27 protein-coding genes are annotated in these 25,807 nt (G+C 67.2%); 19 read left to right on the top strand and 8 right to left on the bottom strand.

The genetic code is table 11. The annotated features are described in order from the left end of the window. The first annotated feature begins 7 nt into the window (after positions 1-7). The 9 genes from fdh3B (at position 8) to N8A90_RS12140 (ending at position 8,737) form a co-directional block, all read left to right on the top strand. A complete protein-coding gene (gene fdh3B, locus N8A90_RS12100) occupies positions 8-628 on the top strand; it encodes a formate dehydrogenase FDH3 subunit beta (protein ID WP_262075124.1) in 621 nt (206 codons plus the stop codon). Next, entirely contained in the window at positions 625-873 is a 249-nt protein-coding gene (locus N8A90_RS12105) for a hypothetical protein (RefSeq protein ID WP_262075125.1), read from the top strand. Before fdh3B ends, N8A90_RS12105 begins: the two co-directional genes overlap by 4 nt. A 10-nt stretch (positions 874-883) precedes the next feature. Next, positions 884-2,095: a formate dehydrogenase subunit gamma gene (locus N8A90_RS12110; RefSeq protein ID WP_262075126.1), complete on the top strand. Its 1,212-nt coding sequence runs from the start codon at positions 884-886 to the stop codon at positions 2,093-2,095. Further along, positions 2,092-2,502 (top strand): hypothetical protein, encoded by a 411-nt coding sequence (locus N8A90_RS12115; protein WP_262075127.1) that lies wholly within the window; start codon positions 2,092-2,094, stop codon positions 2,500-2,502. The genes N8A90_RS12110 and N8A90_RS12115 overlap by 4 nt, the downstream gene beginning before the upstream one ends. 78 nt (positions 2,503-2,580) lie before the next feature. Beyond that, positions 2,581-3,591: an aldo/keto reductase gene (locus N8A90_RS12120; protein WP_262075128.1), complete on the top strand. Its 1,011-nt coding sequence runs from the start codon at positions 2,581-2,583 to the stop codon at positions 3,589-3,591. Between the two features lie 549 nt (positions 3,592-4,140). Next, entirely contained in the window at positions 4,141-5,097 is a 957-nt protein-coding gene (locus N8A90_RS12125) for a universal stress protein (protein WP_262075129.1), read from the top strand. Positions 5,098-5,199: 102 nt separating this feature from the next. After that, the gene (locus N8A90_RS12130; protein ID WP_262075130.1) at positions 5,200-7,362 is read left to right on the top strand and encodes an alpha/beta hydrolase domain-containing protein; all 2,163 of its coding nucleotides are present in this window, start codon (positions 5,200-5,202) and stop codon (positions 7,360-7,362) included. A 266-nt stretch (positions 7,363-7,628) separates the two neighbouring features. Beyond that, a complete protein-coding gene (gene mntP, locus N8A90_RS12135; RefSeq protein ID WP_262075131.1) occupies positions 7,629-8,201 on the top strand; it encodes a manganese efflux pump MntP in 573 nt (190 codons plus the stop codon). After that, positions 8,198-8,737, top strand: a complete 540-nt coding sequence (locus N8A90_RS12140; RefSeq protein ID WP_262075132.1) for a cytochrome b — start codon at positions 8,198-8,200, stop codon at positions 8,735-8,737. The genes mntP and N8A90_RS12140 overlap by 4 nt, the downstream gene beginning before the upstream one ends. A 36-nt stretch (positions 8,738-8,773) precedes the next feature. On the opposite strand, the gene mnmH is transcribed toward N8A90_RS12140, so the two are convergent. Genes mnmH through N8A90_RS12165 form a run of 5 tightly spaced genes read right to left on the bottom strand, consistent with a single transcriptional unit; the run spans position 8,774 to position 13,180 of the window. Next, entirely contained in the window at positions 8,774-9,850 is a 1,077-nt protein-coding gene (mnmH, locus tag N8A90_RS12145) for a tRNA 2-selenouridine(34) synthase MnmH (protein WP_262075133.1), read from the bottom strand. Beyond that, a complete protein-coding gene (gene phnE / locus N8A90_RS12150; protein ID WP_262075185.1) occupies positions 9,843-10,631 on the bottom strand; it encodes a phosphonate ABC transporter, permease protein PhnE in 789 nt (262 codons plus the stop codon). The genes mnmH and phnE overlap by 8 nt, the downstream gene beginning before the upstream one ends. A 20-nt stretch (positions 10,632-10,651) precedes the next feature. Beyond that, the gene (locus N8A90_RS12155; protein ID WP_410087668.1) at positions 10,652-11,461 is read right to left on the bottom strand and encodes a PhnE/PtxC family ABC transporter permease; all 810 of its coding nucleotides are present in this window, start codon (positions 11,459-11,461) and stop codon (positions 10,652-10,654) included. A gap of 17 nt (positions 11,462-11,478) precedes the next feature. Continuing rightward, positions 11,479-12,300 carry a phosphonate ABC transporter ATP-binding protein gene (locus N8A90_RS12160; protein WP_262075135.1) on the bottom strand — a complete coding sequence of 274 codons (822 nt, stop codon included), beginning with the start codon at positions 12,298-12,300 and terminating at the stop codon, positions 11,479-11,481. Between the two features lie 22 nt (positions 12,301-12,322). Further along, positions 12,323-13,180, bottom strand: coding sequence for a putative selenate ABC transporter substrate-binding protein (locus N8A90_RS12165; protein ID WP_262075136.1), 858 nt, complete (start codon positions 13,178-13,180; stop codon positions 12,323-12,325). An 87-nt stretch (positions 13,181-13,267) separates the two neighbouring features. Here N8A90_RS12165 and selD point away from each other — a divergent pair, with 87 nt between their 5' ends. From selD to N8A90_RS12185, 4 genes are all read left to right on the top strand, one after another. Further along, the gene (gene selD, locus N8A90_RS12170; protein ID WP_262075137.1) at positions 13,268-14,335 is read left to right on the top strand and encodes a selenide, water dikinase SelD; all 1,068 of its coding nucleotides are present in this window, start codon (positions 13,268-13,270) and stop codon (positions 14,333-14,335) included. A gap of 501 nt (positions 14,336-14,836) precedes the next feature. Further along, positions 14,837-15,301 (top strand): GNAT family N-acetyltransferase, encoded by a 465-nt coding sequence (locus tag N8A90_RS12175; protein ID WP_262075138.1) that lies wholly within the window; start codon positions 14,837-14,839, stop codon positions 15,299-15,301. Further along, entirely contained in the window at positions 15,298-16,146 is an 849-nt protein-coding gene (locus N8A90_RS12180; RefSeq protein WP_262075139.1) for an ImmA/IrrE family metallo-endopeptidase, read from the top strand. Before N8A90_RS12175 ends, N8A90_RS12180 begins: the two co-directional genes overlap by 4 nt. Continuing rightward, positions 16,133-17,212, top strand: coding sequence for a beta family protein (locus N8A90_RS12185; protein ID WP_262075140.1), 1,080 nt, complete (start codon positions 16,133-16,135; stop codon positions 17,210-17,212). Before N8A90_RS12180 ends, N8A90_RS12185 begins: the two co-directional genes overlap by 14 nt. Here the strand turns inward: N8A90_RS12185 and N8A90_RS25485 are convergent. Both N8A90_RS25485 and N8A90_RS12190 read right to left on the bottom strand, forming a co-directional pair. Further along, positions 17,179-17,988: a sce7726 family protein gene (locus tag N8A90_RS25485; protein ID WP_410087669.1), complete on the bottom strand. Its 810-nt coding sequence runs from the start codon at positions 17,986-17,988 to the stop codon at positions 17,179-17,181. The genes N8A90_RS12185 and N8A90_RS25485 overlap by 34 nt on opposite strands. A 304-nt stretch (positions 17,989-18,292) precedes the next feature. Continuing rightward, positions 18,293-18,580: a DUF3253 domain-containing protein gene (locus tag N8A90_RS12190; protein ID WP_262075141.1), complete on the bottom strand. Its 288-nt coding sequence runs from the start codon at positions 18,578-18,580 to the stop codon at positions 18,293-18,295. 97 nt (positions 18,581-18,677) lie between these two features. On the opposite strand from N8A90_RS12190, the gene N8A90_RS12195 reads away from it, so the two are divergent. Further along, entirely contained in the window at positions 18,678-18,932 is a 255-nt protein-coding gene (locus N8A90_RS12195) for a type II toxin-antitoxin system Phd/YefM family antitoxin (protein WP_262075142.1), read from the top strand. A gap of 75 nt (positions 18,933-19,007) precedes the next feature. Next, complete coding sequence (locus N8A90_RS12200; protein ID WP_262075143.1) at positions 19,008-21,524, top strand: ABC transporter permease; 2,517 nt, start codon at positions 19,008-19,010, stop codon at positions 21,522-21,524. Positions 21,525-21,542: 18 nt separating this feature from the next. On the opposite strand, the gene N8A90_RS12205 is transcribed toward N8A90_RS12200, so the two are convergent. After that, positions 21,543-22,643, bottom strand: coding sequence for a helix-turn-helix transcriptional regulator (locus N8A90_RS12205; protein WP_262075144.1), 1,101 nt, complete (start codon positions 22,641-22,643; stop codon positions 21,543-21,545). A gap of 115 nt (positions 22,644-22,758) precedes the next feature. Between N8A90_RS12205 and N8A90_RS12210 the strand changes: the two genes are divergently transcribed. The 4 genes from N8A90_RS12210 to N8A90_RS12225 are packed head-to-tail and all read left to right on the top strand — an operon-like array spanning position 22,759 to position 25,806. Next, positions 22,759-23,499 carry an ABC transporter permease gene (locus tag N8A90_RS12210; protein WP_262075145.1) on the top strand — a complete coding sequence of 247 codons (741 nt, stop codon included), beginning with the start codon at positions 22,759-22,761 and terminating at the stop codon, positions 23,497-23,499. Then, positions 23,496-24,203 carry a phosphate ABC transporter ATP-binding protein gene (locus N8A90_RS12215; protein ID WP_262075146.1) on the top strand — a complete coding sequence of 236 codons (708 nt, stop codon included), beginning with the start codon at positions 23,496-23,498 and terminating at the stop codon, positions 24,201-24,203. Before N8A90_RS12210 ends, N8A90_RS12215 begins: the two co-directional genes overlap by 4 nt. Next, positions 24,200-25,051: an extracellular solute-binding protein gene (locus N8A90_RS12220; protein WP_262075147.1), complete on the top strand. Its 852-nt coding sequence runs from the start codon at positions 24,200-24,202 to the stop codon at positions 25,049-25,051. The genes N8A90_RS12215 and N8A90_RS12220 overlap by 4 nt, the downstream gene beginning before the upstream one ends. Beyond that, positions 25,051-25,806 (top strand): extracellular solute-binding protein, encoded by a 756-nt coding sequence (locus N8A90_RS12225; RefSeq protein ID WP_262075148.1) that lies wholly within the window; start codon positions 25,051-25,053, stop codon positions 25,804-25,806. Before N8A90_RS12220 ends, N8A90_RS12225 begins: the two co-directional genes overlap by 1 nt. The last annotated feature ends 1 nt before the right edge of the window (position 25,807 follow it).

Below are 25,807 nucleotides of genomic sequence, written 5' to 3' on the forward strand. Positions count from 1 at the left end.
ACTGGCCATGGCACGAATGAAATTTGTCTGCGATGCCGAGCGTTGCATCGAGTGCAACGGCTGCGTCACGGCCTGCAAGAACGAGAACGAGGTGCCGTGGGGCGTGAACCGCCGCCGCGTCGTCACGCTCAACGACGGGGTGCCGGGCGAGAAGTCGATCTCGGTGGCCTGCATGCATTGCTCCGACGCGCCCTGCATGGCGGTCTGCCCGGTGCAGTGCTTCTACCGCACCGAAGAAGGCGTGGTGCTGCACGACAAGGATGTCTGCATCGGCTGCGGCTACTGCTCGTACGCCTGCCCCTTCGGCGCGCCGCAGTTCCCGACGCAGGGCACCTTCGGCGCCCGCGGCAAGATGGACAAGTGCACCTTCTGCGCCGGCGGCCCCGAGGCCAACGGCTCCGAAGCCGAGTTCGAGAAGTACGGCCGCAACCGCCTGGCCGAAGGCAAGCTGCCGGCCTGCGCCGAGATGTGCTCGACCAAGGCCCTGCTGGCCGGCGACGGCGACGTGGTGGCCGACATCTTCCGCACCCGCGTGCTGCACCGCGGCAAGGGCGCCGAAGTGTGGGGCTGGGGCACCGCCTACGGTTCGCAGCAGGCGGGCACGCCGACCAACGGGGTCAAGCAATGAGCCGCGCCGGCATCGTTGCGATGGCGCTGACCGGCTGCGCGCTGGTCTCAGCCTGCGGCGAGAAGCCGCAGACCAACGCGCAGGGCGTCAAGTACGACGCCGTGCCCTGGAGCGGCACCGGCGAGCAGGCCAACACCGGCACGGTCTTCACGGCCCCCGGCTGGAAGGTCGGCGACAAGACCGCCTGGGAACAGCAGATCAAGACCCGCATGCTGGGCCAGAACGAATACAACAAAGAGAACTGAGCGAGGCCACATGAGACATGTGCTGACGACAGCTTCCCTGGTTCTGGCGATGGCGCTCGGCGTCGGCACGGCTGCGGCGCAAGCGCCCGGTGCTTCCGTGAGCGGCACCGTCACCGAGGCGCCGGCCACCACGCCTGCGCCCGTGAACGGCGGCATCCGCAGCCAGAACATCTTCGACGTCAAGCCAGAGGCCAGCGCCGACCCCAACTACCTGAACCAGACCAACGGCGAGCGCGCCAAGGTGCAGCCGGGCAACAACGCGCCGATGTGGCGCCAGGTGGGGCAGGGCACGACCGGCTACAGCAGCCTGCCCAAGAGCGAGGCCCCCGAGGCCGGCAACCTGATCCAGCCCTTCGTGCAGTACCCCGGCTCGCGTTACACCAATGCGGGTGAGGCCTGGCGGCAGGTGCGCAACGACTGGATCATCCCCTACGGCGCGGCGCTGCTCTTCGTCACGCTGCTGGCGCTGGCCATCTTCTATTTCACGCGCGGCACCATCGGGCTGCATGGCTCCGAGACTGGCCGGAAGATCGAACGCTTCACGCCCTTCGAGCGCGCCACGCACTGGTCGAACGCCATCGCCTTCGTCACGCTGGCCATCTCCGGCATCGTGATGGCCTTCGGCAAGTTCTTCCTGCTGCCGATCCTCGGCGGCGCGATCTTCGGCTACCTGACCTACGCGCTGAAGACCATCCACAACTTCGTTGGCCCGCTGTTCGTGGTGACGACCATCTTCATGATCGTCACCTTCATCCGCAGCAACTGGCCCACCATGGCTGACCTGAAATGGCTGCGCCATGCCGGCGGTTTGTTCGGCGGCAAGGAAGTCCCGTCCCACCGCTTCAATGCCGGCGAGAAGGCCGTGTTCTGGGGCGGTGTGCTGTTCCTCGGCACCTTTGTGATCGGCTCGGGCCTGTTCCTCGACAAGCTGCTGCCGGGCTTCGTCTACACCCGCGGCGAGATGCAGATCGCGCACATGGTCCATGCCGTGGCCACGCTGTGCATGACGGCGATGATCATGGGCCACATCTACATCGGCACGCTGGGCATGTCGGGCGCCTACAAGGCCATGCGCACCGGTTATGTGGACGAGACCTGGGCCAAGGAGCACCACGAACTCTGGTACGACGACATCGTGGCCGGCAAGATCCCGGCGCAGCGCTCGACCGACGCTCGCTCGACTCCGGCACGCAGCGTGCCGGCCGAAGGAACCCCCTCATGACTTTCACGATGAACACCTTCGCTCCGGCGCTGTTGGCCCTGGCGCTGGCTGCGCCATCCGCTTTCGCCAAACTGCCCGCACCCAACCCGACGCCCGAAGCCAAGGCCAAGGCCGCCGAAACGGCTGCCAAGGCGGCCTGGGCCGCCAAGGTGGACAACCTCAAGCTGTGCCAGGCGCAGGACCGTGTGGCCGCCAAGTACCGCACCAGCGCGGCTGCGGCGGGCAAGCCGGTGCCCACGCCGGTGGCCACGCCGCCGTGCGCAGACCCGGGCCCCTTCGCCTACGTGCCGCCGGTCGATCCGAAGCCGATCGAAGCCGCGGGCGCCCATTCCCCGGCCACGACGGCGACGGCGCCGCCCAGCACCAACCAGAAGGCCGCCGAGGCCATCCCCGACGCCAAGAAGTGAGGGCGCTGCGCGGGGCGCGCGCACGGGCGGGATGGATTGCCTAAACTGGCCGACCATCGTCACCCGAAGGGCCTTCGCATGAGCATCCCCACCACCCGCCTCGGCCGCACCGGCCTGACCGTGTCGCGCCTCGCGCTCGGCACCATGACCTTCGGCCTGCAGACCGAAGAGTCTGTCTCGCACGCCATCCTCGACAAGGCCACCGACGGCGGCATCAACTTCCTCGACATCGCCGACGTGTACCCGCTGGGTGGCGGGCTCGACACGGCCGGGCGCACCGAAGAGATCGTCGGCCGCTGGCTGAAGAACCAGGGCGCGAGCCGCCGCGAGAACTTCATCGTCGCCACCAAGGCCGTCGGCAAGATGGGTCCGAACGCCTGGGACCAGGGCGCGTCGCGCAAGCACCTGCTGAGCGCCATCGACGCGTCGTTGAAGCGCCTGCAGCTCGACCATGTCGACCTGTACCAGCTGCACAGCGACGACCGCGAGACGCCGCTGGACGAAGCCGTCGAGGCGATGGACACCATCGTCAAGTCGGGCCGCGCGCGCTACATCGGCGTGTCGAACTTCCTGGCCTACCGCCTGGCGCGCGCGCTGGGCCGCGCGGACTACCTGCGGCTCACGCGCTTCGTCTCGGTGCAGCCGCGCTACAGCCTGCTGTTCCGCGAGATCGAGCGCGAGCTGCTGCCGTTGGTCGGTGAAGAGGGCCTGGGCGTGATCCCGTACAACCCGCTTGCCGGCGGCCTGTTGACTGGCAAGTACAAGCCGGGTGCCAAGCCCGAGGAGAACACCCGCTTCACGCTCGGCACCGCCGGCGCGATGTACCAGGACCGCTACTGGAACGACCGCAGCTTCGATGCGGTGCAGCGTTTGCATGCCGTGGCCGAAGAAGCCGGCGTGCCGCTCGCGACACTGGCCGTCGCGTGGGTGATGGCCAACCCGTTGATCGCTGCGCCGCTGCTGGGCGCCAGCCGGCCCGACCAGCTCGACGCCACGCTGGCCGCGGCCGAGTACAAGCTCGACCCGGCGCTGAAGGCGAGGCTCGACGAGCTGACGGCCGAGTTCCGCAAGGGCGACGCGCCTCGTTGATCGTCGCTGTGCGGCCCAATCTGGCAAGAGGCATGAGGCCATTGCTCATGCAAAAGGCATGTTGGCCCGCTGTTGCCTAGACTCTCTGCATGACTACCCTCGTTGTTTGCAACCACGCTGCCTTGGCCGCACTGCTTCTTGCAGCGGCCTACGCACGCGCGGTCGCAAAGATGCGGCGTCGTCAGCTGACGCCCGCACATTCCTAAGCCCGGCGGTCGCTCTCTCTCCCTTCAGCGCAACCATCCACCGCCGGGCACAAGCCTCGCGCGTCAGCGGACGTCCGACATAGCCGGCGTTCGCATCGATGGAGTGCTGCCATGCATGCAGTCGTTCACGGCGAGCCGACGCTCGTCGACTTTGATCACGCACGTCTCACGAAGCTGGTAGCTCACCAGCCTAAGCCCCCCGGCGACCGCACCCGGTAGCCTGCCGGCCGCGCCCCATCGCTCCAGGCTCACACGCGAGCCGCCTCGTTCCGCCACTGCGTTCCAGTCGCCGCGACAGCGTGCGCCTCGAAGGCTGGCGTCAGCCATTCGCAAAGGATTTCCCATGACCCCTCGTTCCATTCTTGCCGTGACCGACTTCTCGATTCACGGAGGCAGGGCGCTGGACCGTGCGGCGCTGCTGAGCGCCGAGCACGGCGCGGTTCTCAAGCTGGCCTGTCTAGCCTACCCGGGAGAAGCGCCACCGTCGGATGCGGCCACCCGGCTCGCCCACCATGCGCTGCAGCTCTCGCAGATCCACCGCATCGATGTCCGTGCCGTGAGCCGCCTTGCCCATGCGGTTGAGGATCTGCTGCCCGAGGTGAGCGCTGCCGACCTGGTCGTGTGCGGCACCGCGCCGGTGAGAAACCTGCGTTCGTTCTTCCTGGGCCAGCCGGTGGAAGCGCTGATCCGCAACGCGCGGCGGCCCGTGCTGGTTGCGCGCCGGAGCGCCAAGCGTTCGTACCGCAACATGCTGGTCGCCGTCGACTTCTCGGAGGCCTCGCGTGGCCTGGTGGACATGGGCTTCTCGCTCGGCAAGACGGCTTCGGTCGAGCTGTTCCATGCCGTCAGCACCGCGAACGAAGGGAAGCTTCGTTATGCCGAAGTGTCGGATCGTGCCATCAAGGCCTACCGCGACCAATGCAGGCGCCACGCCCAGGACCGGATGTTCTGGCTCACCGACTCTTACGATTCGCGGCGCAACCGGGTGCAGTCGGCCCTCGCGCACGGCGACCCCGCCAGGCAGACGTTGGTGCAGCAGCAACGCAACGGGTCGGAGCTCATCGTCGTGGGCAAGCACCCCGCCTCGACCTTCACGGACATGCTGTTCGGGAGCGTGGCAGTCCGCATCCTGGCCTACTCGGCCACGGACGACCTGCGTGCCGACGTGCTGATCGTTCCGCATGACTGGCAACCTGCGTCGAGCACGTCTGCGGCCAGTCGGCTGCAGGCTGAGCGGCTTCCTTCACGCCGGGTCAGGGCTGGCGCACCGCAGTCGCCGCGTGGGCCCTCGATGATTTGAGTCTTGGATCAATCCATCTGAAATTTCGATTTTACGGATGGTTGGGTGCGTCCTACATTGTCTCCGGGCAAGACACGACCCATCACAACGACCGGAGACAACATGACCACTCGACCGCGCCTGCGGGCGCTCTTCGCTGCGGCATCCGCAGCCGCTTTCATCTCTGCATGCGGAGGTGGCGGAGGCTCCTCGTCGCCGCCACCGACGGCCCCGCCGCCCTCGACGGCTGCCACGCCGCAGCTGAAGATGACGGTCACCGCGACCACCGACTTCCCCGGCACCTTCGGAAGCGTCGGCGCCTACGAGCAGGTCAGCGGCACCATCAGCGGCGAACTCGATCCCAAGGACTCGAAGAACGCGATCATCCAGGACCTCGAACTCGCGCCGGTGAACGCGCGGGGCATGGTCGAGTACAGCGCAGACTTCACGATGCTCAAGCCCAAGGACATGGGCAAGGCCAATGGCGTGCTGCGCTACGACGCGCCCAATCGCGGCAACATCCTGACGATGCCCAACCTCGCGGCCAACCCGAGCGACGCGGAGTTCTTTGAACGCGGCTACGTCTGGATGTTCTCGGCCTGGCAAGGCGACGTGCCCAAGAGTTCGCCGCAGCGACTCACGGCGACAGTGCCGGTCGCCCGCAACAAGGACGGCTCGTCGATCACCGGCCCCTATGCGACGGAGCTGCTGGCCAGCGCGGCCACACCATCGATCGCGCTGCCCGGCGGCGTCTTCAACGGCACCATGATCCCGTATGCACCGGCCGATCTGGACAACACCCGCCCTGGCTACCTGCTGACGCAGCGCGTCAACGAGACGGACCCTCGCGTGGCCATTGCACCGTCGGACTGGAAGTTCGCTGCCTGCGATGCGGCCGCCAACCCTTTCCCCGGCACCGCCGATCCGACGCGCGTCTGCCTCAAGGGCGGCTTCCAACCGAATCGCCTGTACGAATTGCAGTACGTCGCCAAGGACCCGAAGGTGATGGGCGTCGGCCTGGCGGCCCTGCGTGACACGGTGAGCTTCTTCCGCGGCGCGGCTGCGGATGCCGCCGGCACGCCGAATCCGCTGGCCGGAAAGATCAAGTTCGCCATCGGCCAGGGCACCTCGCAGTCCGGCAACGCGATGAAGACCTTCCTGCACCTGGGCTTCAACCAGCGACTCGACGGGGGCAAGGTCTTCGACGGCGTGTATGCCCATGTGGCCGCGCGCCAGACCAACATCAACACACGCTTCGCCGTGCCGGGCGGCGGTGGCGGGCTGCGCACCGACCATCGCGCGTTCGGCCAGACCGCGCCGCGTGGGCTGTCGGCCGACTATGTCGACTCGGTCTCGGGGCGCCAGGGCGGCGTGATGAAGCGCTGCGAGGCGACCGCCACCTGCCCGAAGTTTTTCCTCGGCTTGTCGGGCACCGAGTTCTGGCAGCTGCAGGGCTCACCTGTGCTGACGGACGCCTTCGGCTTCAGCGACCTCACGCAGCCGGCCAACGCACGCATCTACTACTACGCCAGTTCGCAGCACTCCACGGGCACCGGCGGGCTCGCGGCCGGCATCGGCTTCAACCCAGCCGCGACGGTCTACCCGGCCGGTTCCATGGTGGACACCGCCGACACCTTCCGCGCCCTGTTCGTGAACCTGGAAGCCTGGGTGACGCAGGACGTGCCGCCGCCGGCGAGCCAGGTGCCCAAGGTGGCGGACGGTACGCTCGTGCCGCCCAGCCAGCTCGTCTTCCCGACCATTGCGGGCCTCAGCTGGACACCGGCCGGCGGCTCGCCCACGGCGATCCCGGCATTCAGCTACCTCGCCCGCTACAACGGCTTTCCATTGCTCGACTACGGCCCGCAGTACCGCCCGGAAGACGAGTCGGGCGTGCCCACCCTGGTGCCGCCTTCGTACGCAGGCCGCGACTACGCCATCCTGGTGCCGCAGGTGGACGCGAGCACCGGTCTGACCAAGGCCGGAATCCGCGCCGTCGACGTGCAGGCGCCACTGGGTACCAACCTGGAGTTCAACTACGTTGCGACGCCCGGGATCGTCGACCTCGTGAACCTGTCGGGGGCCTTCCTGCCTTTCCACAAGACCGAGACCGCACGCATCGCGGCCGGTGACACGCGGCCGTCGCTCGAATCGCTCTACACCGACCAGGCGGGGTATGTCGCGGCAGTCACCACGGCGGCGAACAGTCTGGTGTCGCAGCGCTTCCTGCTTCAGCGCGACGCCGACCGCCGCGTGCAGCGGGCGCAAGCCAACCCGGTGCTTCCGTAGCAGTCCGAGGTCAGCGAGGAGCTCGACGAGTTCCGCAAGGGCGCCGCGCCGCGCTGAGGGCGCACCCTTATACTGCCCATCCCTTTGGGGAGTAGCCGGCTTCCGCTTCTGGAAGCGCCTGCGTCAACACACTCGGCATCTTGCATGCTGTGGCGCCGGCATCCGTTCATTCGGTTGGCGAGACCATCGGCATGTCACCACGACTTAGGTCGGGCAGTGGTGACGTGCCGTTGCGCTCTCGCCCGACCCATTAGAACGAATCCCACATGAATTTCGCTTCCACCGCGTTGCTGGCCCTGGCCATGTCGACCGATGCATTTGCCGCGGCCGTCGGCAAGGGCACCGCACTCCAAAAACCGAAATGGTCCGAGGCGCTTCGCACGGGCGCCATCTTCGGCGTGATCGAGGCGATCACGCCCCTCATCGGCTGGGGGCTCGGGTTGGCCGCCGCCGACTACGTCAAGACCTTTGACCACTGGATCGCGTTCGTGCTGCTGCTGGTGCTCGGCGGACGCATGGTCTGGGCGGCCGCGCAGAAGCCGGACGAGGCAGAGGCCGCGAAGCCGAGCAGGCACGGTTTCTGGCTGCTGGCGGTGACGGGGTTCGCGACGAGCATCGACGCGATGGCGGTCGGTGTGGGCCTGGCCTTCCTGAATGTGAGCATCGTGCCAGTCGCCGCCGCGATCGGCCTGGCGACCTTCGTGATGGTCACCCTCGGCGTGATGGTCGGCCGCCTGCTGGGCAACGTGGTCGGGCGTTGGGCCGAAGGGATCGGCGGCCTGCTGCTCATCGGCATCGGCTCGTTCATCCTCTACGAACACCTCACGGCCCTCGCATGAACACCCCTAACGGATCGCGCTACCCTGCATTCCTGCGCCACACGCACTGGATCACCTTCGTTCTCGTGCTCCTGGCTTACATCGCCATCAACGCGAGGAAGTTTCTCGAGCGCGGCTCCGCGGAGCGCCTCTTCGTCGTTGAATCGCACTTCCTGCTCGGCATGCCGGTGTTGCTGATCACCGTGCCGAGGATTCTCGTGCGCCTGCGGCACACGGCCCCGCCGATCATCCCCGAGCCCGGCGCGGCTTCTCGCCTGGCGGCATGGACGGCGCATCTGGCGCTTTTCGTGTTCTTGGTCGTGCAGCCGGTGCTGGGCATCGCGTCCAGGCTGCTTTCCGGCCGCGGCATCGGCTTGCCGTTGACCGAGTGGGCGATTCCCTCGTTCGGCGCGGCGCAACCCGAGCTGGCGAAATCCCTGGAGCATCTGCACGAGTTCATCGGCGAGGCCTTCTACTACGTCATCGGCATCCACATCCTGGCGGCGCTCTGGCACTGGCTCGTCCGGCGTGACAACACACTGCAGCGGATGCTCTAGCCGCAAGCGCGGCGGGCGTGGTGGCCGGCGCGCCGGTCAGGTCCGCGCTGGCAACTGTCTGATGGCCTCCGCCACCGCATCGATGCCTTCAGCCGTCAGATCCGGCGCCGCCACCCGGTCGCGCTGCGGCCAGGCCGCGAAATGGCGCGCCTGCGAACGCTCGTAGTGCGGGTCGTAGTGCAGCGCCATCAGCTCGGCGAACAGCGGCGGCAGGTCGCCGGCCTCGGCCCAGGCCTGCCAGCGCTGCACGGTTTCCTTCCCCTGCATTTCCTTGAGCCGGCCCAGCGTCTCGGCCAGCGCGTGGCGGTCGTCGGCGAGGTAGGCGTAGTCGCGCAGCAGGAAGGCCAGCCGCGCCTCGGGCGTTGCCTCGACCTCGATGCAGTGCGCCGCGCGCATGCGCGTCACCAGCGGAACCGGCAGCGCGATGCGGCCGATGCGCGCGCTCTCGCCCTCGATGTACAGCGGGCGCGACAGGTCGAGGGTTTCGAGCGCGGTCGCGATGAGCGTCTCGAAGCGCTTCTGCGACGGCTGCGGCACGCCGGGCAGGCCGCCCAGCAGCGATCCCTTGTGGCTGGCGCAATGCTCCAGGTCGAGCACCTGTTCGCCGCGCGCGGCCAGCGCTTCGAGCACCCGCGTCTTGGCGCTGCCCGTGGCGCCGCAGATCACCTTCAGCTGCAGCCGTGGCACGACCGTCTCGATGATCTCCAGCACATGGTGGCGGAAGGCCTTGTAGCCGCTCGCGAGCTGGCGCGCGTCCCAGCCGACCAGGCGCATCCAGTTGACCATCGAGCCGCTGCGCAGCCCGCCGCGCCAGCAATAGACCATCGGCCGCCAGTTGGCCGGCTTGTCGGCCCACTGCTCGCGCAGGTGGCGCGCGAGGTTGGCCGCGACCATCGCGCCGCCCACGCGGCGGGCCTCGAAAGCGCCGGTCTGCTTGTAGATGGTGCCGACGATGCGGCGCTCCTCGTCGTCGAGCACCGGGCAGTTGACGGCGCCGGGAATGTGGTCGAGCGCGAACTCGGCCGGCGAGCGCGCGTCGATGATGGTGTCGAAGTCGTGCCGGTCCGTCACGCGGGTCGGCTGTCGGCGATGGTTGTTGTTGTCTTCAGGCATAGGCAGGCCCCAGTGTGCGCCGCAGCCGGCCGCTGGCGACGTCGACCAGGGCCACCAGCGCGAACATGGCGATGAGTACCGTCATGGCCTGCGGCTGCTGGAAGATCGACAGGTGAAAGTACAGCAGCTGGCCCAGCCCGCCGCCGCCGACGAAGCCCAGCACCGCCGCCATGCGGATGTTCATTTCCCAACGGTAGAGCGTGTAGGCCAGCCACTGCGGCAGCACCAGCGGCAGGCTGCCGTAGGCGAAGGCCGCGACCGCGCCGGAGCCGCTCTGCAGCAGCGCCTGTTCGGGCTCGCGCGGCGCGTTCTCCAGGCTCTCGGCGAACAGCCGGCCCAGCACGCCGGTGGTGTGCAGCGCCAGCGCCAGCGCACCGGCGAAGGGGCCGATGCCCGCGGCCAGCACCATCAGCGCGGCCCAGACCAGCTCGGGCACGCTGCGCAGCAGGTTCAGCACGAAGCGCGACGCCTGCCGCGCCACGGCACCGCCACGGCCCGATGCGGGCAGCGCCAGCACCGCGCCGGCGGCAGCGGCGAGCAGCGAGCCGAGCGCGGAGACGGCCAGCGTCTGCAAGGCGCCCCACGCGGTCTTGGCCACGAAGCCGGCCGACAGGTCGGGCGGGAAGAACTCCGCGACGAAGGTGCCCATGAACCCCAGCGACTCGCGCGTGAACAGTGCGCGGTAGTCGATGGCGAGGTAGACGAAGCTCGCGACCACGGCCGCCAGCACGCCGCCGAGCACGGCCCAGCAACGCACGCAGGGCGGTGGTGCGGTCGGCATCGTGCGGACAGCGGTCGTGTTCAAGCCAGAAGCCTCCGCAGCGCATTGCTCAGCGCATCCGCCAGCAGCACCAGCGCCAGGAACACCAAGAGGATGCTGCTCGCCTCGCCGCCGTTGAGCATCTTCATCGACTGGTCCATCAGCTGGCCCAGTCCACCGGCGCCGACGAAGCCCATCACCACGGAAGCGCGCACCGCGCATTCCCAGCGGTACACGGTGTACGAGACGAGCTCCTGCGCGCAGTTGGGCAGCAGCCCGTAGCACAGCGCGGCGAACCGGCTGCTGCCCGCTTCGAGCAGCGCGCGCGACGGGCGCGTATCGGTCGACTCCAGCACCTCGGCGTACACCTTGCCGAGCATGCCGCCGTAGGTGATGGCCAGCGCCAGCACGCCCGCGGCGGGGCCGAGGCCCAGCGCCCGCACGAAGATCAGCGCCCACACGATTTCCGGGATGGCGCGCAGCACCATCAGCACGCTGCGTCCGCCCTGCCGCACCACGCCCGCCCGCACGCGGCCCGGCCCCGGGCCGATGCGCGACACCGACAGCGCGCGCGTCGTGACGAAGGCCAGCGGCGCGCCGATGACGAAGGCCAGCGCCGTGCCGGCCGTGGCCATGGCCAGCGTTTCGAGCGTCGCCTTGAGCAGCATCGCGAGAAAGGCCGGCGCCGTCTCGGGCGGCAGGAAGGCGCCGAGGAAACCGCCGATGACCTGCAGGTTGCCCGAGGCGAACAGCGCGGCCGGGTTGAACTCGGCCAGCGTCAGCATGGGCCAGGCGATGACGAGCGCCGCCAGCACGCCGACCAGTCGCCGCCGCGCGGCCGGGTCGTGCAAGGGGACGCTTGCCGAGGTCACAGGCAGTCCGGCCGCGCCACGGCCACGGCGGCCGCGCGCACCGGTAACGCATCCGCCACGCCCTGCATCGGCAGCGCGCCTTCGCTCGCATACAGCGCGGTCAGCATCTGCGGCGTGACGTCGCCCACCGGCGCGTCGAACATCACCTGCCCGTCGCGCATGCCGACGATGCGCGGAAACCAGCGCAGCGCCAGGTCGACCGCATGCAGCGAGGCCACCAGCGTCGCGCCGGTCGATTCGCTCTGCGCCACCAGCTGTTGCAGCGTGGCGTCGGCCAGCGTCGGGTCGAGCGCCGACACCGGCTCGTCGGCCAGCAGCAGGCGCGGCCGCTGGTACAGCGCGCGCGCGATGCCCACGCGCTGCAGCTGCCCGCCCGAGAGGCGGTCGCAGCGGTCGAACAGGCGGTCTTCCATCGCGACACGCGACAGCGCGGCGTGCGCGCCCGCGATGTCCGACGGATGCAGCAGCGACGACAGCGCCCGCAGCGCCGACCAGTCGCCCAGCCGCCCCGACAGCACGGCCGTCACCACGCGCAGCCGCGGCGCGATCGGCGGGCTCTGGTGCACCGTGCCGATCTGCGCGCGCAGCCTGCGCAGCGCCGGCCCGCCGAGCTGCCACGGCGCCGCGTCGAGCAGCGTGGCCGTGCCCTCGCTCGGCCGCAGCGCGGCGCCGAGCACGCGCAGCAGCGTCGTCTTGCCCGCGCCCGACGGCCCGATGACCGCGAGCCGTTCGCCCGCGCGCGCCGCCAGCGTCACGCCCTGCAGCGCACGGTGCCCGTTGGGGTGCACCAGGCCGACGGCGGCCAGGGAGAAACTCATCCCTGCAACCGGACCATGAAGGTCACTTGATCAGGCCGGCCGACTTGCCCGCCGTCTCGATGCCGTCGTAGTTCGACGACTTGGTCGGGATGAACTTGCTCGCGCGCTGCAGCGCCATGATTTCCTTGTCCGCCGGGTTGGCCGGGTCGAGCTTGAGGAAGGCGTCGGTCAGCTTCTTCTGCAGGGCCGGGTCCATGCCGGGACGCACCGTCCAGTTGTAGTCGTAGTAGGTCGGCGTGGTCGCCAGCACGCGCACCTTGGCGGCGTTGGGGTTCTTCGACTCGACCAGCTTGTCCCACACCGACGCGTTGAGCACGCCCGCTTCGGCGCGCGACGCGGCCACGAAGGCCACCGTGGCGTCGTGCGCGCCCGAGAACGCGACCGTCTTGAAGTCCTTCTCGGGGTTGATGCCCGCCTGCAGCAGGAAGTAGCGCGGCATCAGGCTGCCCGACGTGGAAGAGGGCGCGCCGAAGGCGAAGGTCTTGCCCTTCAGGTCCGCCAGCGTCTTGGCCGTGCTGTCGATCGGCACGATGAACTTGCTGGTGAACACCTCGTCTTCGGCCCGCTGCACGATCGGCACCGCGCCGCCGTTGGTGCGGATGCGCGCCTGCACGTAGGTGAAGCCGCCCAGCCACGCCAGGTCGATCTTGTTCGTCGCCAGGCCTTCGACCACGGCGGCGTAGTCGGTCACGGGCGTGAACTGCACGTCCATGCCGGTTTCCTTCTTCAGGTAATCGCCCAGCGGCGCGAACTTGCGCTGCAACTCGGTCGGCGCCTCGTCGGGGATGGCCGACACGCGCAGCACCTTGCCCTGTGCGGAAGCACCGAGCGCGGCGAAGGAAAGGGACAACGCAAGCGTCAGTCGGAGGATCGTTTTCATGGGGGTGTGCCTCGGAGGCATGCGGACAAGGAAGGGCGCCATTGTAGAAACCGGCGCCATGACGCGATGACTTCGATAATCCACCGCATGAACCCCACGCCCATGAACCCGCTCGCGCCGCTGCGCCTCACCAGTTTTTCGCACGGCGGCGGCTGCGGCTGCAAGATCGCGCCCGGCGTGCTGTCGGAGATCCTCAAGAACAGCGGCGGTGGCCTCATCCCGCCCGAGCTGCTGGTCGGCATCGAGACCGCCGACGACGCGGCCGTCTACAAGTTGAACGACAGCCAGGCGCTCATCGCCACCACCGACTTCTTCATGCCGATCGTGGACGACCCCTACGAATTCGGCCGTATCGCAGCCACCAACGCCATCAGCGACGTCTACGCCATGGGCGGCAAGCCCATCATGGCGCTGGCCCTGGTCGCGATGCCCGTCAACCAGCTGCCGATCGAAGTCATCGGCGACATCGTGCGCGGTGGCCAGGACGTGTGCCGCGCCGCCGGCATCCCCATCGCGGGCGGCCACACCATCGACTCGGTCGAACCCATCTACGGCCTCGTCGTGATGGGCCTGGTGCACCCCGACCGCGTGCGCCGCAACGCCGGCGCCAAGCCCGGCGACGTGCTCATCCTCGGCAAGCCGCTCGGTGTCGGCGTGCTCTCGGCCGCGCTGAAAAAGGAGCAACTGAGCGAAGCCGGCTACCGGCAACTGATCGACACCACCACCAAGCTCAACACCCCCGGCATCGCGCTGGCGCAACTCGACGGCGTACACGCCCTGACCGACGTCACCGGCTTCGGCCTGGCCGGCCACGCGCTGGAACTGGCGCGCGGCGCGGGGCTGACGGCCGTGATCGAGTGGTCGAAGGTGCCGCTGCTCGACGGCGTGGAAGCGATGGTGGCCGAGGGGTTCGTGACCGGGGCTTCGGGGCGGAACTGGGCGGGCTACGGGGCCGATGTCGAATTGGCCGAGGAGCTGCCGGCGACGGCGCAGAGTCTGTTGAGCGATCCGCAGACTTCGGGGGGGCTGCTGGTGAGTTGTGCTGCCGAGGCTGTCGATGCGGTGCTGGAGGTTTTCGGGGGGGAAGGGTTTGGTGGCGCGCAGGTGATTGGGCGCGCGGAAGCGGGCGTGACAGGTTTGACAGTGCTGCGCTGACTCGAGTTGCGGGCGAACAGGCCCCGCTTCAGTTGAGCGCCGACACCTATCGAAACGCATCCATATTCGCCTGCAGCTGGAAGTAGGCGAACTGTCTTGTTATGGCGAGCCTGGCGCGTGGCTTGGGGGTCTCCGATTCTTGTCAATCTCGCCACGACTACCGGATATTGGAAGGAGGGCTGCTGTGCGAACTTCCTTGCTGCTCCTTGGCGCCCCATGACCCTGCGCCTAGCAGCATTGAAATCAATGTGACAGTGTGTGACAATGCAAACAAAATACTTAGGAGACGCCGCTTTGGATCCTATACAGGCCAAGCTCGAGGAGCTGCGTGACTTGCTTGCGAGGTCGCCAGATACGGCACCTGCTGCAGTGGCTGTAATTGGGGAAGGCGTACTTACTTCAAGGTCAGATTCAAAGGTCCCCTATGAGCTCCGTGTGGGGTGGGATCCAGTCAGGGCGCATCTTTGTGATCGAACCTGGGGGGTCTTCAATGTGCAGCTCATGGCGTACGTCGAGGCGCAGCGCTATACGGAGCAAGAGCTCAGGGCTGTTTTGGGGGAAATCCAAATCGACGATAGCCATTGGCGCTGGCTGAGAAAATCTCTCAACTACGCCTCCGACGATCAGTACAAGTGGTTCTTTTTGATCGCTGAAGGCTACCCCCAGGCTGCGTGTCTTGTTTATCACCCGAAGCCAAGCGCATTGCACGACGGTCAGATTTTCTACATCGAGTTCATTGCTGTTGCGCCATGGAATCGGGAGAACCCTTTAGCTCCGCGCTCGTTTGTGGGCGTGGGAAAACTTCTTGTGGAGGAGGTCCGAAATTTCGCCAAAGAAGAGCTTGGGCTGCATGAGGGATTTTCATTGCACGCCTTACCTAGAGCTTCTGGATTCTATCTCGCGCTTGGTATGAAACGCCTACCTGAGCATGATAAGGAAGTACTTCAGTACTTCGAGATGACATGAGCGAGTACGCCGATTTCCCTCTTTCGCCCGATTGTTGGGCCGATGGCTATGGGTACTACCAGGCGTTCCTTAAGGCAAAGAAGCATTTGTCTTCTTTGCCGCCTCGACATCGTGGAGCCGATCCCGATAGGACGCTATATGAGCTGACGACCCACTTGTACGCGGGCTCTGGTAAACCAGAGGCTTTGTATCGAGCGCGGCTAGGCGAGCTGAGTTCTGCGGCTGTCGTGTGGCTCGCGCGAGTTCGCGTCTTGTCGGAATGGTTTGTTGCTTCGAATGCCATTCCGCCGTTCGACGGTTTGAGCGATCAGACTCTTCAACAGTTGCGCGGCCTTGCCTCTGATGCGAGCGGACTTATTCAGGTCGCCTCTGTACTTCATGCGAAGGGCATCCTTCTGATTTATGAGCGTTCACTGCCTGGCTTGAAGGCCGACGGCGCAGTGTTTTTACTGCCCTCCGGTACCCCAGTTGTCGGGATGAGTCTTCGTCATGCGCGTCTGGACAACTACTGGTTCACCTTAATGCATGAATTGGGGCATATCAGGTTGCACGTTGACCAGTTGGAGTCACCAATTGTTGATGACCTCGACGAGGAGCGTCCCACTGTGACGGAGAGGCAAGCGGATCGATTCGCATCCGACGAACTCATTCCGCGAAGTGACTGGCGCAGTTGCCCTGCCAAGTACACCCTTAGCGAAGACGACATCTACGCATTTGCAAAGAAGATGGCGATTGCGCCACAGATTGTGGCGGGAAGACTGCGCCGTGAGTTGCGACGGCATGAGCTTTTCTCCGATTTGGTAAATGCGGTCAATACGCGGGAGATTCTGCTTGGCAAAGATTAAGTACACGCCCTTTTTGAAGCTCAAGTCGAACGAGGTGGGCGCGCTGGCCGTGCTGCCGGCCGCCATAAAGGAGTGGATCGTTCCATTTTTCGATCTGCCTCGGAAGGATGGAATGACGGCCAAGTCCTACCAAGTGCTGCTGGAGAAGAGCGCCCGTAAAGTCGAAAAGAATCTCGGGGAGGCGCAGCCATTTTTTCTAGACAACTTTGATATCCCGGATGATGTGGCAGCTGCCGGTGCATCGACATATGCCAGCGTAATCCAGCGGTTCCAGAACACAAGCTTTATCCCTGTATTGGGGCTCGATCGCTCACCTCATCACGTCAATGCCGTTTTTTTGGCAAAGGGACAGGGGATTATCCAGTCCGACGTGGCCGCTATTCGGTTGCTAGAGGAAGATTTCGACTCGTTCGCTCTGATCGAATCTGATATCCAAGACTTGATTGATCGAGGCATTGATTTTTCATCCTGGCGTTTGATTCTTGATTCGCGGATGTGTAGCAACGTTAATGTGATCGGACACGCGAAAAAGCTTGCAGATTTCATTGCGGCATCCCGCGTGGCGTTCAACTTCTCGGAGATTATCGTCGCCGGCTCATCTGTTCCGGCATCTATCGGCGAGGCGGCGAAATCTAACCAAACAACCAGTCTCGATCGCACTGAACTGCAGCTATTTCGAGAGATTCAGGATGTGCACGGTTTGGATGACATCGGGTTTGGCGACTACACTGTAGTGAGCCCGATGTATTCAGACATTAGCATCCCCCCGGAGATGATGCAAAACGTCATGGCGCCGAAGATTATTTACAGTGACGACCTCCATCATCACATTTGGCGAGGTGGTGCATTAAAAACGCACGCGAGGGGAAGTCTCCAGTATAACGATATTGCTTTGCAGATAGTGTCGCAATCGTTCTACCGTGGATCGGCTTATTCCTACGGGGATGCGTACCTTGATCAAAAAGCGAAACTGCTCGGCAGCGGCGTCACTCCTAGCAGCATTCTAAAGCCAACGATCAACGCGCACATCAGCTACATGGCAACTGACCACCCATTGTTGCAATGACGCGCGAGTAGAAATTCTGCGATTCGCTCGCTGACGTCGCGCGCAGCATTTGTTTGTGCAACCAGTTCACTCAAGTTTGCCCGATTTAGCCTTTCGAGCTTCTTGTCTCGGTCGCTACACATTGCGAGGAGTTCGCTCTTCCAAAGTGTAAGTAAGGCGACCTGCTTATTGAAACTTGGACTCACGGTTGCCTTCCGAAGGTAACGCAACTTTACGCAATCGGACGCATCCGAAGTTGCCAGAATCATGCCCCAATGGCACGGCGCCAGTGCCGCAGCCTGAGCAACATGATTGTCCGTGGTCACTAGCGTTATTCGCTCGAATGCCTGATCGTAAAAGGCACCTTGGCGAAGAATTCGAGCGACAGTGTCCGTTTGGCCCTTTATCTCGTAGCAGTGGGCAGAACGATGAATTGCCACCACATCCGCGATGGCATTTCCATTGTGAACTCGAACCTCTTCCAAGACCGCTCGCGGAACGGCTGATCGACCTCGAAGGTGTGAGATCAACGTTGCTCGAATGGATTTATCGGAAAGTTGGGCCATGGTGGCTAGAGCTGGAACCTGGGGACGGAGAGCATCTGTGATCATACGAGGGGATATTGGATGCGGCCACGCGCTCCCCGCTGGGGTTTGACCCTTCGGGCGTTGCCGATCGTTAGCATGCGGTAGTCGTCCCTTTGCTCCAACGTGCCCCTCGTCGTTGGAGATACCGAATGCAGTTCCACGCCGTTGGTGCTCACAACCGTTCGCCGGACGAGCTCGATCAGTTTGCATCGGGACTGATCCTTACTCTGCTCACCTCCGGAACTGCATTTCGCAGTTTTGCGGTCGCTCATGCAAGGTGCGACTTGAAGCTCATGAACATCCTGTACGGTGACGGTCAAGGCAACTCAGTCGCTACTGACCCAGTCAAGCTAACTCATTCTTGGAGCTTGGCTTCGCTGCCTTGGTGGGCATGAATCGGCCCCTCGTCGATGAACGTTTGCTGCTTGCGTATAGACCTTGAAGGAGACCTCAGTTGCCTAGACGTGGAAGTTGGCAAACGCTGCATTGCGTACGTCTTGCTAAAGGCGCTTTGTCATGGCCGCCGAATCCGGATAGGCCCACCCTTTGAAAGTGCGTCGACTTCCATGGCCCCGCGTGTCACCTTCGCCCGTCCCTCCACCGCAAGTTGCCCCGCCACGCGCCGGATGGCGGGCATCTGCGCGCGCCAGATGCGCTGGTCGGATGACAGCGCACGCGCCACGTCGGAAGGGAAAATCGACGTCGAGGGCGCACGGGAAGCGAGCAGCGTCAGGATCTTGTCCGCGATGGCTTGGTCTTCTTGCAAGTCGGCGTCAGGAAGTCGAAGGTCGGTGCGTCGCATGGATCATGGGGTGCAAGATGCCGGCCGGTAAGCATATGGCGGCATGGACGAATCCTTCGATTTTGCGTACGTTCGTTGTCTCTCTCTGGAGCGAACCATGACCCCACCGATCACCGCCAGTGAAGCGCGTGCAAGCCTGCATCGGCTGATCGATCAGGCCAACGAATCGCATCAGCCTATCCTGATCTCCGGCAAGCGCAACAGCGCGGTGCTGGTGTCTGCTGACGACTGGCAGTCGATTCAGGAAACGCTGTATTTGCTGTCGGTTCCCGGTATGCGGGAGTCCATCAAGGAGGGGCAGGCAGAGCCGCTGGGTGAGAGCGGAGCCACTACGAGTGAACGGGGCGACTGAAGGCCGAGGCCTGCGACGGCGCCGCCTTCCCCCCATGAGATGGCCGCCTACCCCACCTCCGCTATCGTCCACCCCATGACTTCCTCCCTCCGCCTCGGTTGGCGCACCCTCTGGCGCGATCTGCGCGCTGGCGAGCTGCGGCTTCTCATCGTTGCCGTGCTGCTCGCGGTGGCTGCGCTCACGGCCGTCGGCTTCTTTGCCGACCGGCTCAAGGGCGGGCTGCAGCGCGATGCGCGGCAACTGCTGGGGGGCGACGCGGTGCTGGCCAGCGACAACCCGACGCCTGACGCCTTCGTCGAGCGCGCCAAGTCGCTGGGCCTGGAGGCCACGTCGACCTACGGCTTCCCGACCATGGCCCGCGCGTCCGACGCGCAGGGCGGGGCGAGCAAGCTGGTGTCGCTGAAGGCGGTGACCACCGGCTATCCGCTGCGCGGCAGCGTGCAGGTCGCGACGACGAGCGACGGCCCCGGCCAGGCCACGCGGGACGTGCCGGCACCGGGCGAAACCTGGGTCGATGCGTCGCTGCTCGAATCGCTGGGCCTGAAGGTCGGCGACACGCTGCTGCTGGGCGACACCGGCCTGCGCGTGTCGCGCGTGATCACGCTGGAGCCGGACCGGGGCGGTGGCTTCGCGAGCTTTTCGCCGCGCGTGATGCTCAACCAGGCCGACGTGGCGCGCACCGGGCTCGTGCAGCCGGCCAGCCGCGTCAACTACCGCTTCGCCGTGGCGGGCGAGGCGGGCGCGGTGAAGCGCTTCAGCGACTGGGCCGATGCCTCGCTCAAGCGCGGCGAGGTGCGCGGCGCGCGGCTCGAATCCTTCGAGAGCGGCCGGCCCGAGATGACGCAGACGCTCGACCGCGCCGAGAAATTCCTCAACCTGGTGGCGCTGCTCGCGGCGCTGCTGAGCGCTGTCGCCGTGGCGCTGGCGGCGCGCGGCTTCGCGGCCAGCCACCTCGACGACTGCGCCATGCTGCGCGTGCTGGGCCAGAGCCAGCGCACCATCGCCGGCGCCTACGCCTTCGAGTTCTTCATCGTCGGCCTGGTCGCGAGTGGGCTGGGCGTGGCGATCGGCTTCGGCGTGCACTACGCCTTCGTGCTGCTGCTGGCCGGCCTGGTCGAAACGGCGCTGCCGGCGCCCACGCTGTGGCCGGTGGCCTTCGGGCTGGGCATGGGTCTGGTGCTGCTGTTCACCTTCGGGCTGCCGCCCGTGCTGCAGCTGGCGCGCGTGCCGCCGCTGCGCGTCATCCGGCGCGATGTCGGCGGGCTCAAGCCGGCCTCGCTGGCGGTGCTGGGCATCGGCGCGCTGGGCTTCGTCGCGATGCTGCTGGCGGCCAGCAGCGATTTGAAGCTGGGGCTGATCGCGGTCGGCGGCTTCGCCGGCGCGGTGGCGGTGTTCGCGTCGCTGAGTTGGGTCGCGGTGAAGGTGCTGCGCCGCAGCGTCAACGAGACGACGGCGCCGCGCTGGCTGGTGCTGGCCACGCGGCAGATCTCCGCGCGGCCGGTGTACGCGGTGGTGCAGGTCAGCGCGCTGGCGGTCGGCCTGCTGGCGCTGGTGCTGCTGGTGCTGCTGCGCACCGACCTGGTGTCGAGCTGGCGCCGCGCGACGCCGCCCGATGCGCCCAACCGCTTCGTCATCAACGTGATGCCCGACCAGAGCGAGGCTTTCCAGAAGTCGCTGCGCGACGGGGGCGTCGCCAAGTTCGACTGGTACCCGATGATCCGCGGCCGGCTGGTCGCGATCAACGACAAGCCGGTCTCGCCCGACGACTACGCCGACGACCGCGCCAAGCGCCTGGTCGACCGCGAGTTCAACCTCAGCAACAGCGCCGAGGCGCCGGCGCACAACATCGTCAATGCCGGCGCCTGGACGCCCAACGCGCCGGGCGAGGTGAGCGTGGAAGACGGCCTGGCCGAGACGCTGGGCCTCAAGCTCGGCGACACGCTGCGCTTCGACATCGGCGGCATCCAGAACGACGCGCGCATCACCTCGCTGCGCAAGGTCGACTGGGGTTCGCTGCATGCCAACTTCTTCGTGATGTACACGGTGGCCGAGCTGCCCGACGTGCCGGTGACCTACATGGGCGCCTTCCGCGCGCCCGAGACCAAGGGCTTCGACAACGCGCTGGTGCGCGCCTACCCGAACGTGACCAACGTCGACATGAGCGCGACCATCGGCCAGGTGCAGCGGGTGCTCGACCAGGTGATCCGCGCGGTGGAGTTCCTGTTCGGCTTCACGCTGGCGGCCGGCCTGGTGGTGCTGTTCGCGGCGGTCACCGCCACGCGGGAGGAGCGCGCCCGCGAGTTCGCGGTGATGCGCGCGGTCGGCGCGCGTGCGTCGCTGCTGCGGCAGGTGCAACGCGCCGAGCTGGTGGGCGTCGGGTTGCTGGCGGGCTTCCTCGCGAGCATCGCCGCGTCGGCCATCGGCTGGGGCCTGGCGCGCTACGTGTTCGACTTCACCTGGACGGCGTCGCTGTGGGTGCCGGTCGCCGGTGCGCTGGCCGGCGCGGTGCTGGCGCTGGCGGCGGGCTGGTGGGGGCTGCGCGAGGTGCTGCGCCGGCCGGTGGTCGCGACGCTGCGGCAGGCCGCGGAATAGACGCGATCCCGCCGCGACTCATGCGGCGGGCTTGCGGTCCTTGAAGGTCCACCACGGCAGCAGTGCACTGAGCGACTGCACCTCGCCGCTCGCGACGCTCTCGTAGCCCGGCAGGGTGCCCAGCTGGTGCTGCCACTGCGCGCCACGCAGCACGGTCAGCAGCGCCTTGATGGCCGGCTGCTTCAGCGCGTCCTTCAGGCAGGCCAGGTGGTAGCGCTCGCGCACCAGCGGCACGAAGCCCAGGCCCGCTTCGCGCGCGGCCGATTCGAGACCGAGACCCGCTTCCGCTTCGCCCGAGGCCACCGCATGCGCGACGGCCGCATGCGAGGGCTCGATGCGGTCGTAGCCTTCGACGTCTTCGGGCGACAGCGACGCGCCGGCCAGCAGTTCGTCGAACAGCAGGCGCGTGCCGGTGCCGATGGCGCGGTTCACGTAGCGGGCGCGGCGCTGCACCACGTCGCCCAGCGAGCGCAGCGCGAGCGGGTTGCCGGCCGCGACGATCAGCCCTTGCGTGCGCCGCGCGAAGCCGATCAGCTTGTGCTGCCCCGGCTTGAGCAGCGGCTGATAAGTGCGCTGCGCCAGCGAGCCGCGCGGCGGCTCCTCGAGCGTGTGGAAGCCCGCCATCACGCAGCGGCCCTGGTTCAGCGCGCGGATGGCGTCCACGCTGCCGGTGAACTGGATGTCGAGCTGCAGCCGCGCGCCCGCGGCCTGCGTGCGCAGCAGCGCCAGCGCGTCGTCGTGGCTGGCCTGCAGGCTGAGCACATGGGTGCGCGGGTCGAAGGCGATCGCGAAGGCGCGTTCGAGCTCCGCGTGCAGCGCCTCGATCTGCGGGGCCAGCCGCGCCTGCGCCTGGCGCTCGGCCCACAGCAGCTTGTCGCCGAACTCCGAGAGATGCGCGCGCTGGCCCTGCTCGCTCATCACCAGCGCGTGGCCCAGCGTCTCTTCCCAGCGCTTGAGCTCGCCCCACACATGGCGGTACGACAGGCCGACCGCGCGCGCCGCCGCGGAGATCGAGCCGTGGTCGCGCACGGCCTGCAGCAGCGTCATCAACGGGTTGCGCACCATGGCGCGGCCGCTGCGGCGCGGCGCGATGGCGTAGGAGAGTTCGATGGCGTGCACGGGGAAAAAGAAGAGAAGAGGGCGCGTCGGTCTGGGGCGCGATTATGCGCACCCACCTATGCAACGTCGTGCATAGGTCGGCCCGTGGTGCGCCCGATACTCGCCCGCACCCACGATGAACACATTCACCGACAGCGTGACCTCCGCTGCGCACCTGATCGCGTCCGCCGATCCGGTGCTGCTCGCCATCGTCGGCCGTTCGCTGGCCGTCAGCGCCAGCGCCTGTGTGCTGGCCTGCGGCTTCGGCCTGCTGCTCGGCGCCTGGCTCGCCGTGGCGCGCTTCAAGGGCCGCGCCGTGGTGCTGGCGGTGCTCAACACCTTCCTCGCGCTGCCCTCGGTGGTGGTGGGCCTCGTCATCTACCTGCTGCTGTCGCGCTCGGGGCCGCTCGGCTTTCTGGGGTGGCTCTTCTCGTTCAAGGCCATGGTGCTGGCGCAGACGGTGCTGGTGCTGCCGATGGTCACCGCGCTCACGCGCCAGGTCATCGAGGACGCCGATCGCGGGCACGGCGAGCAGCTGCGCTCGCTCGGGGCCGGGCCGCTGGTCCGTTCGCTGCTGATCGCGGCCGACGAGCGCTATGCGCTGATCACCGTGCTGATCGCGGCTTTCGGCCGCGCCGTGTCGGAAGTGGGCGCGGTGATGGTGGTGGGCGGCAACATCGACGGCTTCACCCGCGTCATGACCACGGCCATCGCGCTGGAGACCAGCAAGGGCGACCTGCCGCTGGCGGTGGCGCTGGGCATCGTGCTGCTGCTGGTGGTGCTGGTGCTCAACCTCGCGATCGCCGCGCTGCGCGGCTGGCGCGAGCGGGCCGACGGCGGCGTGGCCGAGGCGATGCGCGGAGGGCAAATCGCATGAGCGATCTGCGGCCGGGCGAAACACTGTTCGCCTTGCACGACGTCGAGGTGCGCTTCGGCCATGTGCTGGCGTTGCGCGGCGCGACGCTGTCGATCGGCGCCGGCGAGCGCGTCGCCCTGATCGGCGCCAACGGCAGCGGCAAGAGCACGCTGCTGCGCCTGCTGCACGGCCTGGTGCCGCATGCCTCGGGCGCCGTGTTGCGGCGCGCGCCGCAGCCGCGGCAGGCCATGCTGTTCCAGCGGCCGCACATGCTGCGCGCGAGCGTGGCGACCAATGTCGCGCTAGCGCTGTGGCTGCGCGGCGGTGGCTGGCGCGCAGCCCGGCAGGCGGCGCACGAGGCGCTCGGCCGCGTCGGCATGACCGACCTTGCTGCGCGCAACGCACGCACGCTCTCGGGCGGCCAACAGCAGCGGCTCGCGCTGGCCCGCGCCTGGGCGCTGCACCCCGAGGTGCTGCTGCTCGACGAGCCCACGGCCAGCCTCGACCCCACGGCCAAGCGCGAGGTCGAGGCGCTCATCGCCGAGGCCGCCGCAGGCCGCACGCTGATCTTCGCCAGCCACAACCTCGGGCAGGTCAAGCGGCTGGCCACGCGCGTCGTCTACCTCGAGCAGGGGCGCGTGGTGGCCGACCTGCCCGTGCACGATTTCTTTCACGGGCCCCTGCCGGAAGAGGCCCACCTGTTCGTCAAAGGAGAACTCGCATGACCTTGAATTTCCTCCAGCGCGCGCTGCGCCCGGTTGCCAGTGCCGCTGCCGCCGTGGCCTTCGTCGCGTTCGGTGTCGCGGCCCAGGCCGGCACCATCACCATGGCCTCGACCACGTCGACCGAGCAGTCGGGCCTGTTCACGGTCCTGCTGCCGGCCTTCAAGCAGGCGACCGGCGTCGACACCAAGGTGGTGGCCGTGGGCACCGGCCAGGCCATCGACATGGCCCGGCGCGGCGATGCCGACGTGCTCTTCGTGCACGACACCACGGCCGAAGAGAAGTTCGTCGCCGACGGCTTCGCGGCGAAGCGGCTGCCCGTCATGTACAACGACTTCGTGCTGATCGGGCCGAAGAACGATCCGGTCGGTGTGAAGGGCAAGGACATCGTCGCGGCGCTCAAGAAGATCGCGGCCGCCAACGGGCCCTTCGTCTCGCGCGGCGACAAGAGCGGCACCGACGCCGCCGAGCGCCGCCTCTGGACGCAGACCGGCGTGGCCGACGCGGGCCAGCCAGTGCCCAACGACAAGAAGGGTAGCGGCTACAAGGAATGCGGCTGCGGCATGGGCCCGGCGCTGAACATCGCGGCCTCGAACGGCAGCTACGTGCTGGCCGACCGCGGCACCTGGCTGAGCTTCAAGAACCGGGCCGACCTGGCGGTGGTGGTCGAGGGCGACAAGCGGCTCTTCAACCAGTACGGCGTGATGGTGGTGAGCCCGACCAAATTCCCGAACCTCAACAGCGCCGACGCGCAGAAGTTCGTCGACTGGGTGACGTCGCCGGCCGGGCAGTCGACCATCGCCGGCTACAAGATCGGCGGCGAGCAGCTGTTCTTCCCGAACGCCAAGTGATGCAGCCGGCGGCGGGCGCGATCACCGTGTTCGCCGCCGGCAGCCTGCGCGCGCCGTTCACGCAGGCGGCGCGGGCCTTCGAGGCCGAGGCCCCCGGCCTTCGCATCGACTTCGTCTTCGGCGCCTCCGGCCTGCTGCGCGAGCGCATCGCCGGGGGTGAACGGGCCGATCTCTTCGCGTCGGCCAACCTGGCGCATCCGCAGGCCCTGGGCGATGCGCACGGGTACGGGCCGACCCGCGTCTTCGCCCGCAACGCGCTCTGCGCGCTGGTGCGGCGGGGGCTGGCCGTGACGCCGGAGACGCTGGTGCAGGCCATGCTCGACCCGGCCGTGCGGCTGGGCACGTCGACACCCGGGTCCGACCCGTCCGGCGACTACGCCTTCGCGTTCTTCGAGCACCTCGAGCGCTGCGGTGCCGCCCCGCCCGGCGCTGCGGCCGCACTGGCCGCCAAGGCGCTGTGCCTCACCGGCGCGCCCGGCGTGCCCAAGCCGCCGGGCAGTGGCAACGTCTACGGCCGGCTGGTGGCCAGCGGTGCGGCCGACGTCTTCCTCACCTACCGCACCAACGCCGGCATCGCCACGGCCGAGCAGCCCGGCCTGCAGTGGGTCGAGATCGGTCCGCACCTCAATGTCGGCGCCGCCTACGGCCTGACGGTGCGTGGCGATGCGCCGCCCGCAGCGCAGCGCCTGGCCGATGCGTTGTGTGGCGGCGCCGGCCAGGCGGCGTTGCACGACGCCGGCTTCCTGCCGCCCTGAG

The organism is Variovorax sp. N23 (assembly GCF_025486315.1).
Taxonomy (GTDB): Bacteria; Pseudomonadota; Gammaproteobacteria; order Burkholderiales; family Burkholderiaceae_C; genus Variovorax.

What these genes read in the sequence shown, in the direction of transcription:
- N8A90_RS12220 (WP_262075147.1), top strand. Translation starts at nt 24,200, where the DNA reads ATGACCTTGAATTTCCTCCAGCGCGCGCTGCGCCCGGTTGCCAGTGCC.
- N8A90_RS12210 (WP_262075145.1), top strand. Translation starts at nt 22,759, where the DNA reads ATGAACACATTCACCGACAGCGTGACCTCCGCTGCGCACCTGATCGCG.
- mnmH (WP_262075133.1), bottom strand. Translation starts at nt 9,850, where the DNA reads ATGCCTGAAGACAACAACAACCATCGCCGACAGCCGACCCGCGTGACG.
- N8A90_RS12215 (WP_262075146.1), top strand. Translation starts at nt 23,496, where the DNA reads ATGAGCGATCTGCGGCCGGGCGAAACACTGTTCGCCTTGCACGACGTC.
- N8A90_RS12105 (WP_262075125.1), top strand. Translation starts at nt 625, where the DNA reads ATGAGCCGCGCCGGCATCGTTGCGATGGCGCTGACCGGCTGCGCGCTG.
- N8A90_RS12225 (WP_262075148.1), top strand. Translation starts at nt 25,051, where the DNA reads ATGCAGCCGGCGGCGGGCGCGATCACCGTGTTCGCCGCCGGCAGCCTG.
- N8A90_RS12130 (WP_262075130.1), top strand. Translation starts at nt 5,200, where the DNA reads ATGACCACTCGACCGCGCCTGCGGGCGCTCTTCGCTGCGGCATCCGCA.
- fdh3B (WP_262075124.1), top strand. Translation starts at nt 8, where the DNA reads ATGGCACGAATGAAATTTGTCTGCGATGCCGAGCGTTGCATCGAGTGC.
- N8A90_RS12180 (WP_262075139.1), top strand. Translation starts at nt 15,298, where the DNA reads ATGAGCGAGTACGCCGATTTCCCTCTTTCGCCCGATTGTTGGGCCGAT.
- N8A90_RS12140 (WP_262075132.1), top strand. Translation starts at nt 8,198, where the DNA reads ATGAACACCCCTAACGGATCGCGCTACCCTGCATTCCTGCGCCACACG.
- phnE (WP_262075185.1), bottom strand. Translation starts at nt 10,631, where the DNA reads ATGCCGACCGCACCACCGCCCTGCGTGCGTTGCTGGGCCGTGCTCGGC.
- mntP (WP_262075131.1), top strand. Translation starts at nt 7,629, where the DNA reads ATGAATTTCGCTTCCACCGCGTTGCTGGCCCTGGCCATGTCGACCGAT.
- N8A90_RS12110 (WP_262075126.1), top strand. Translation starts at nt 884, where the DNA reads ATGAGACATGTGCTGACGACAGCTTCCCTGGTTCTGGCGATGGCGCTC.
- N8A90_RS12190 (WP_262075141.1), bottom strand. Translation starts at nt 18,580, where the DNA reads ATGCGACGCACCGACCTTCGACTTCCTGACGCCGACTTGCAAGAAGAC.
- N8A90_RS12195 (WP_262075142.1), top strand. Translation starts at nt 18,678, where the DNA reads ATGACCCCACCGATCACCGCCAGTGAAGCGCGTGCAAGCCTGCATCGG.
- N8A90_RS12165 (WP_262075136.1), bottom strand. Translation starts at nt 13,180, where the DNA reads ATGAAAACGATCCTCCGACTGACGCTTGCGTTGTCCCTTTCCTTCGCC.
- N8A90_RS12115 (WP_262075127.1), top strand. Translation starts at nt 2,092, where the DNA reads ATGACTTTCACGATGAACACCTTCGCTCCGGCGCTGTTGGCCCTGGCG.
- N8A90_RS12125 (WP_262075129.1), top strand. Translation starts at nt 4,141, where the DNA reads ATGACCCCTCGTTCCATTCTTGCCGTGACCGACTTCTCGATTCACGGA.
- N8A90_RS12160 (WP_262075135.1), bottom strand. Translation starts at nt 12,300, where the DNA reads ATGAGTTTCTCCCTGGCCGCCGTCGGCCTGGTGCACCCCAACGGGCAC.
- selD (WP_262075137.1), top strand. Translation starts at nt 13,268, where the DNA reads ATGAACCCCACGCCCATGAACCCGCTCGCGCCGCTGCGCCTCACCAGT.
- N8A90_RS12120 (WP_262075128.1), top strand. Translation starts at nt 2,581, where the DNA reads ATGAGCATCCCCACCACCCGCCTCGGCCGCACCGGCCTGACCGTGTCG.
- N8A90_RS25485 (WP_410087669.1), bottom strand. Translation starts at nt 17,988, where the DNA reads ATGCAAACTGATCGAGCTCGTCCGGCGAACGGTTGTGAGCACCAACGG.
- N8A90_RS12200 (WP_262075143.1), top strand. Translation starts at nt 19,008, where the DNA reads ATGACTTCCTCCCTCCGCCTCGGTTGGCGCACCCTCTGGCGCGATCTG.
- N8A90_RS12175 (WP_262075138.1), top strand. Translation starts at nt 14,837, where the DNA reads ATGGCGTACGTCGAGGCGCAGCGCTATACGGAGCAAGAGCTCAGGGCT.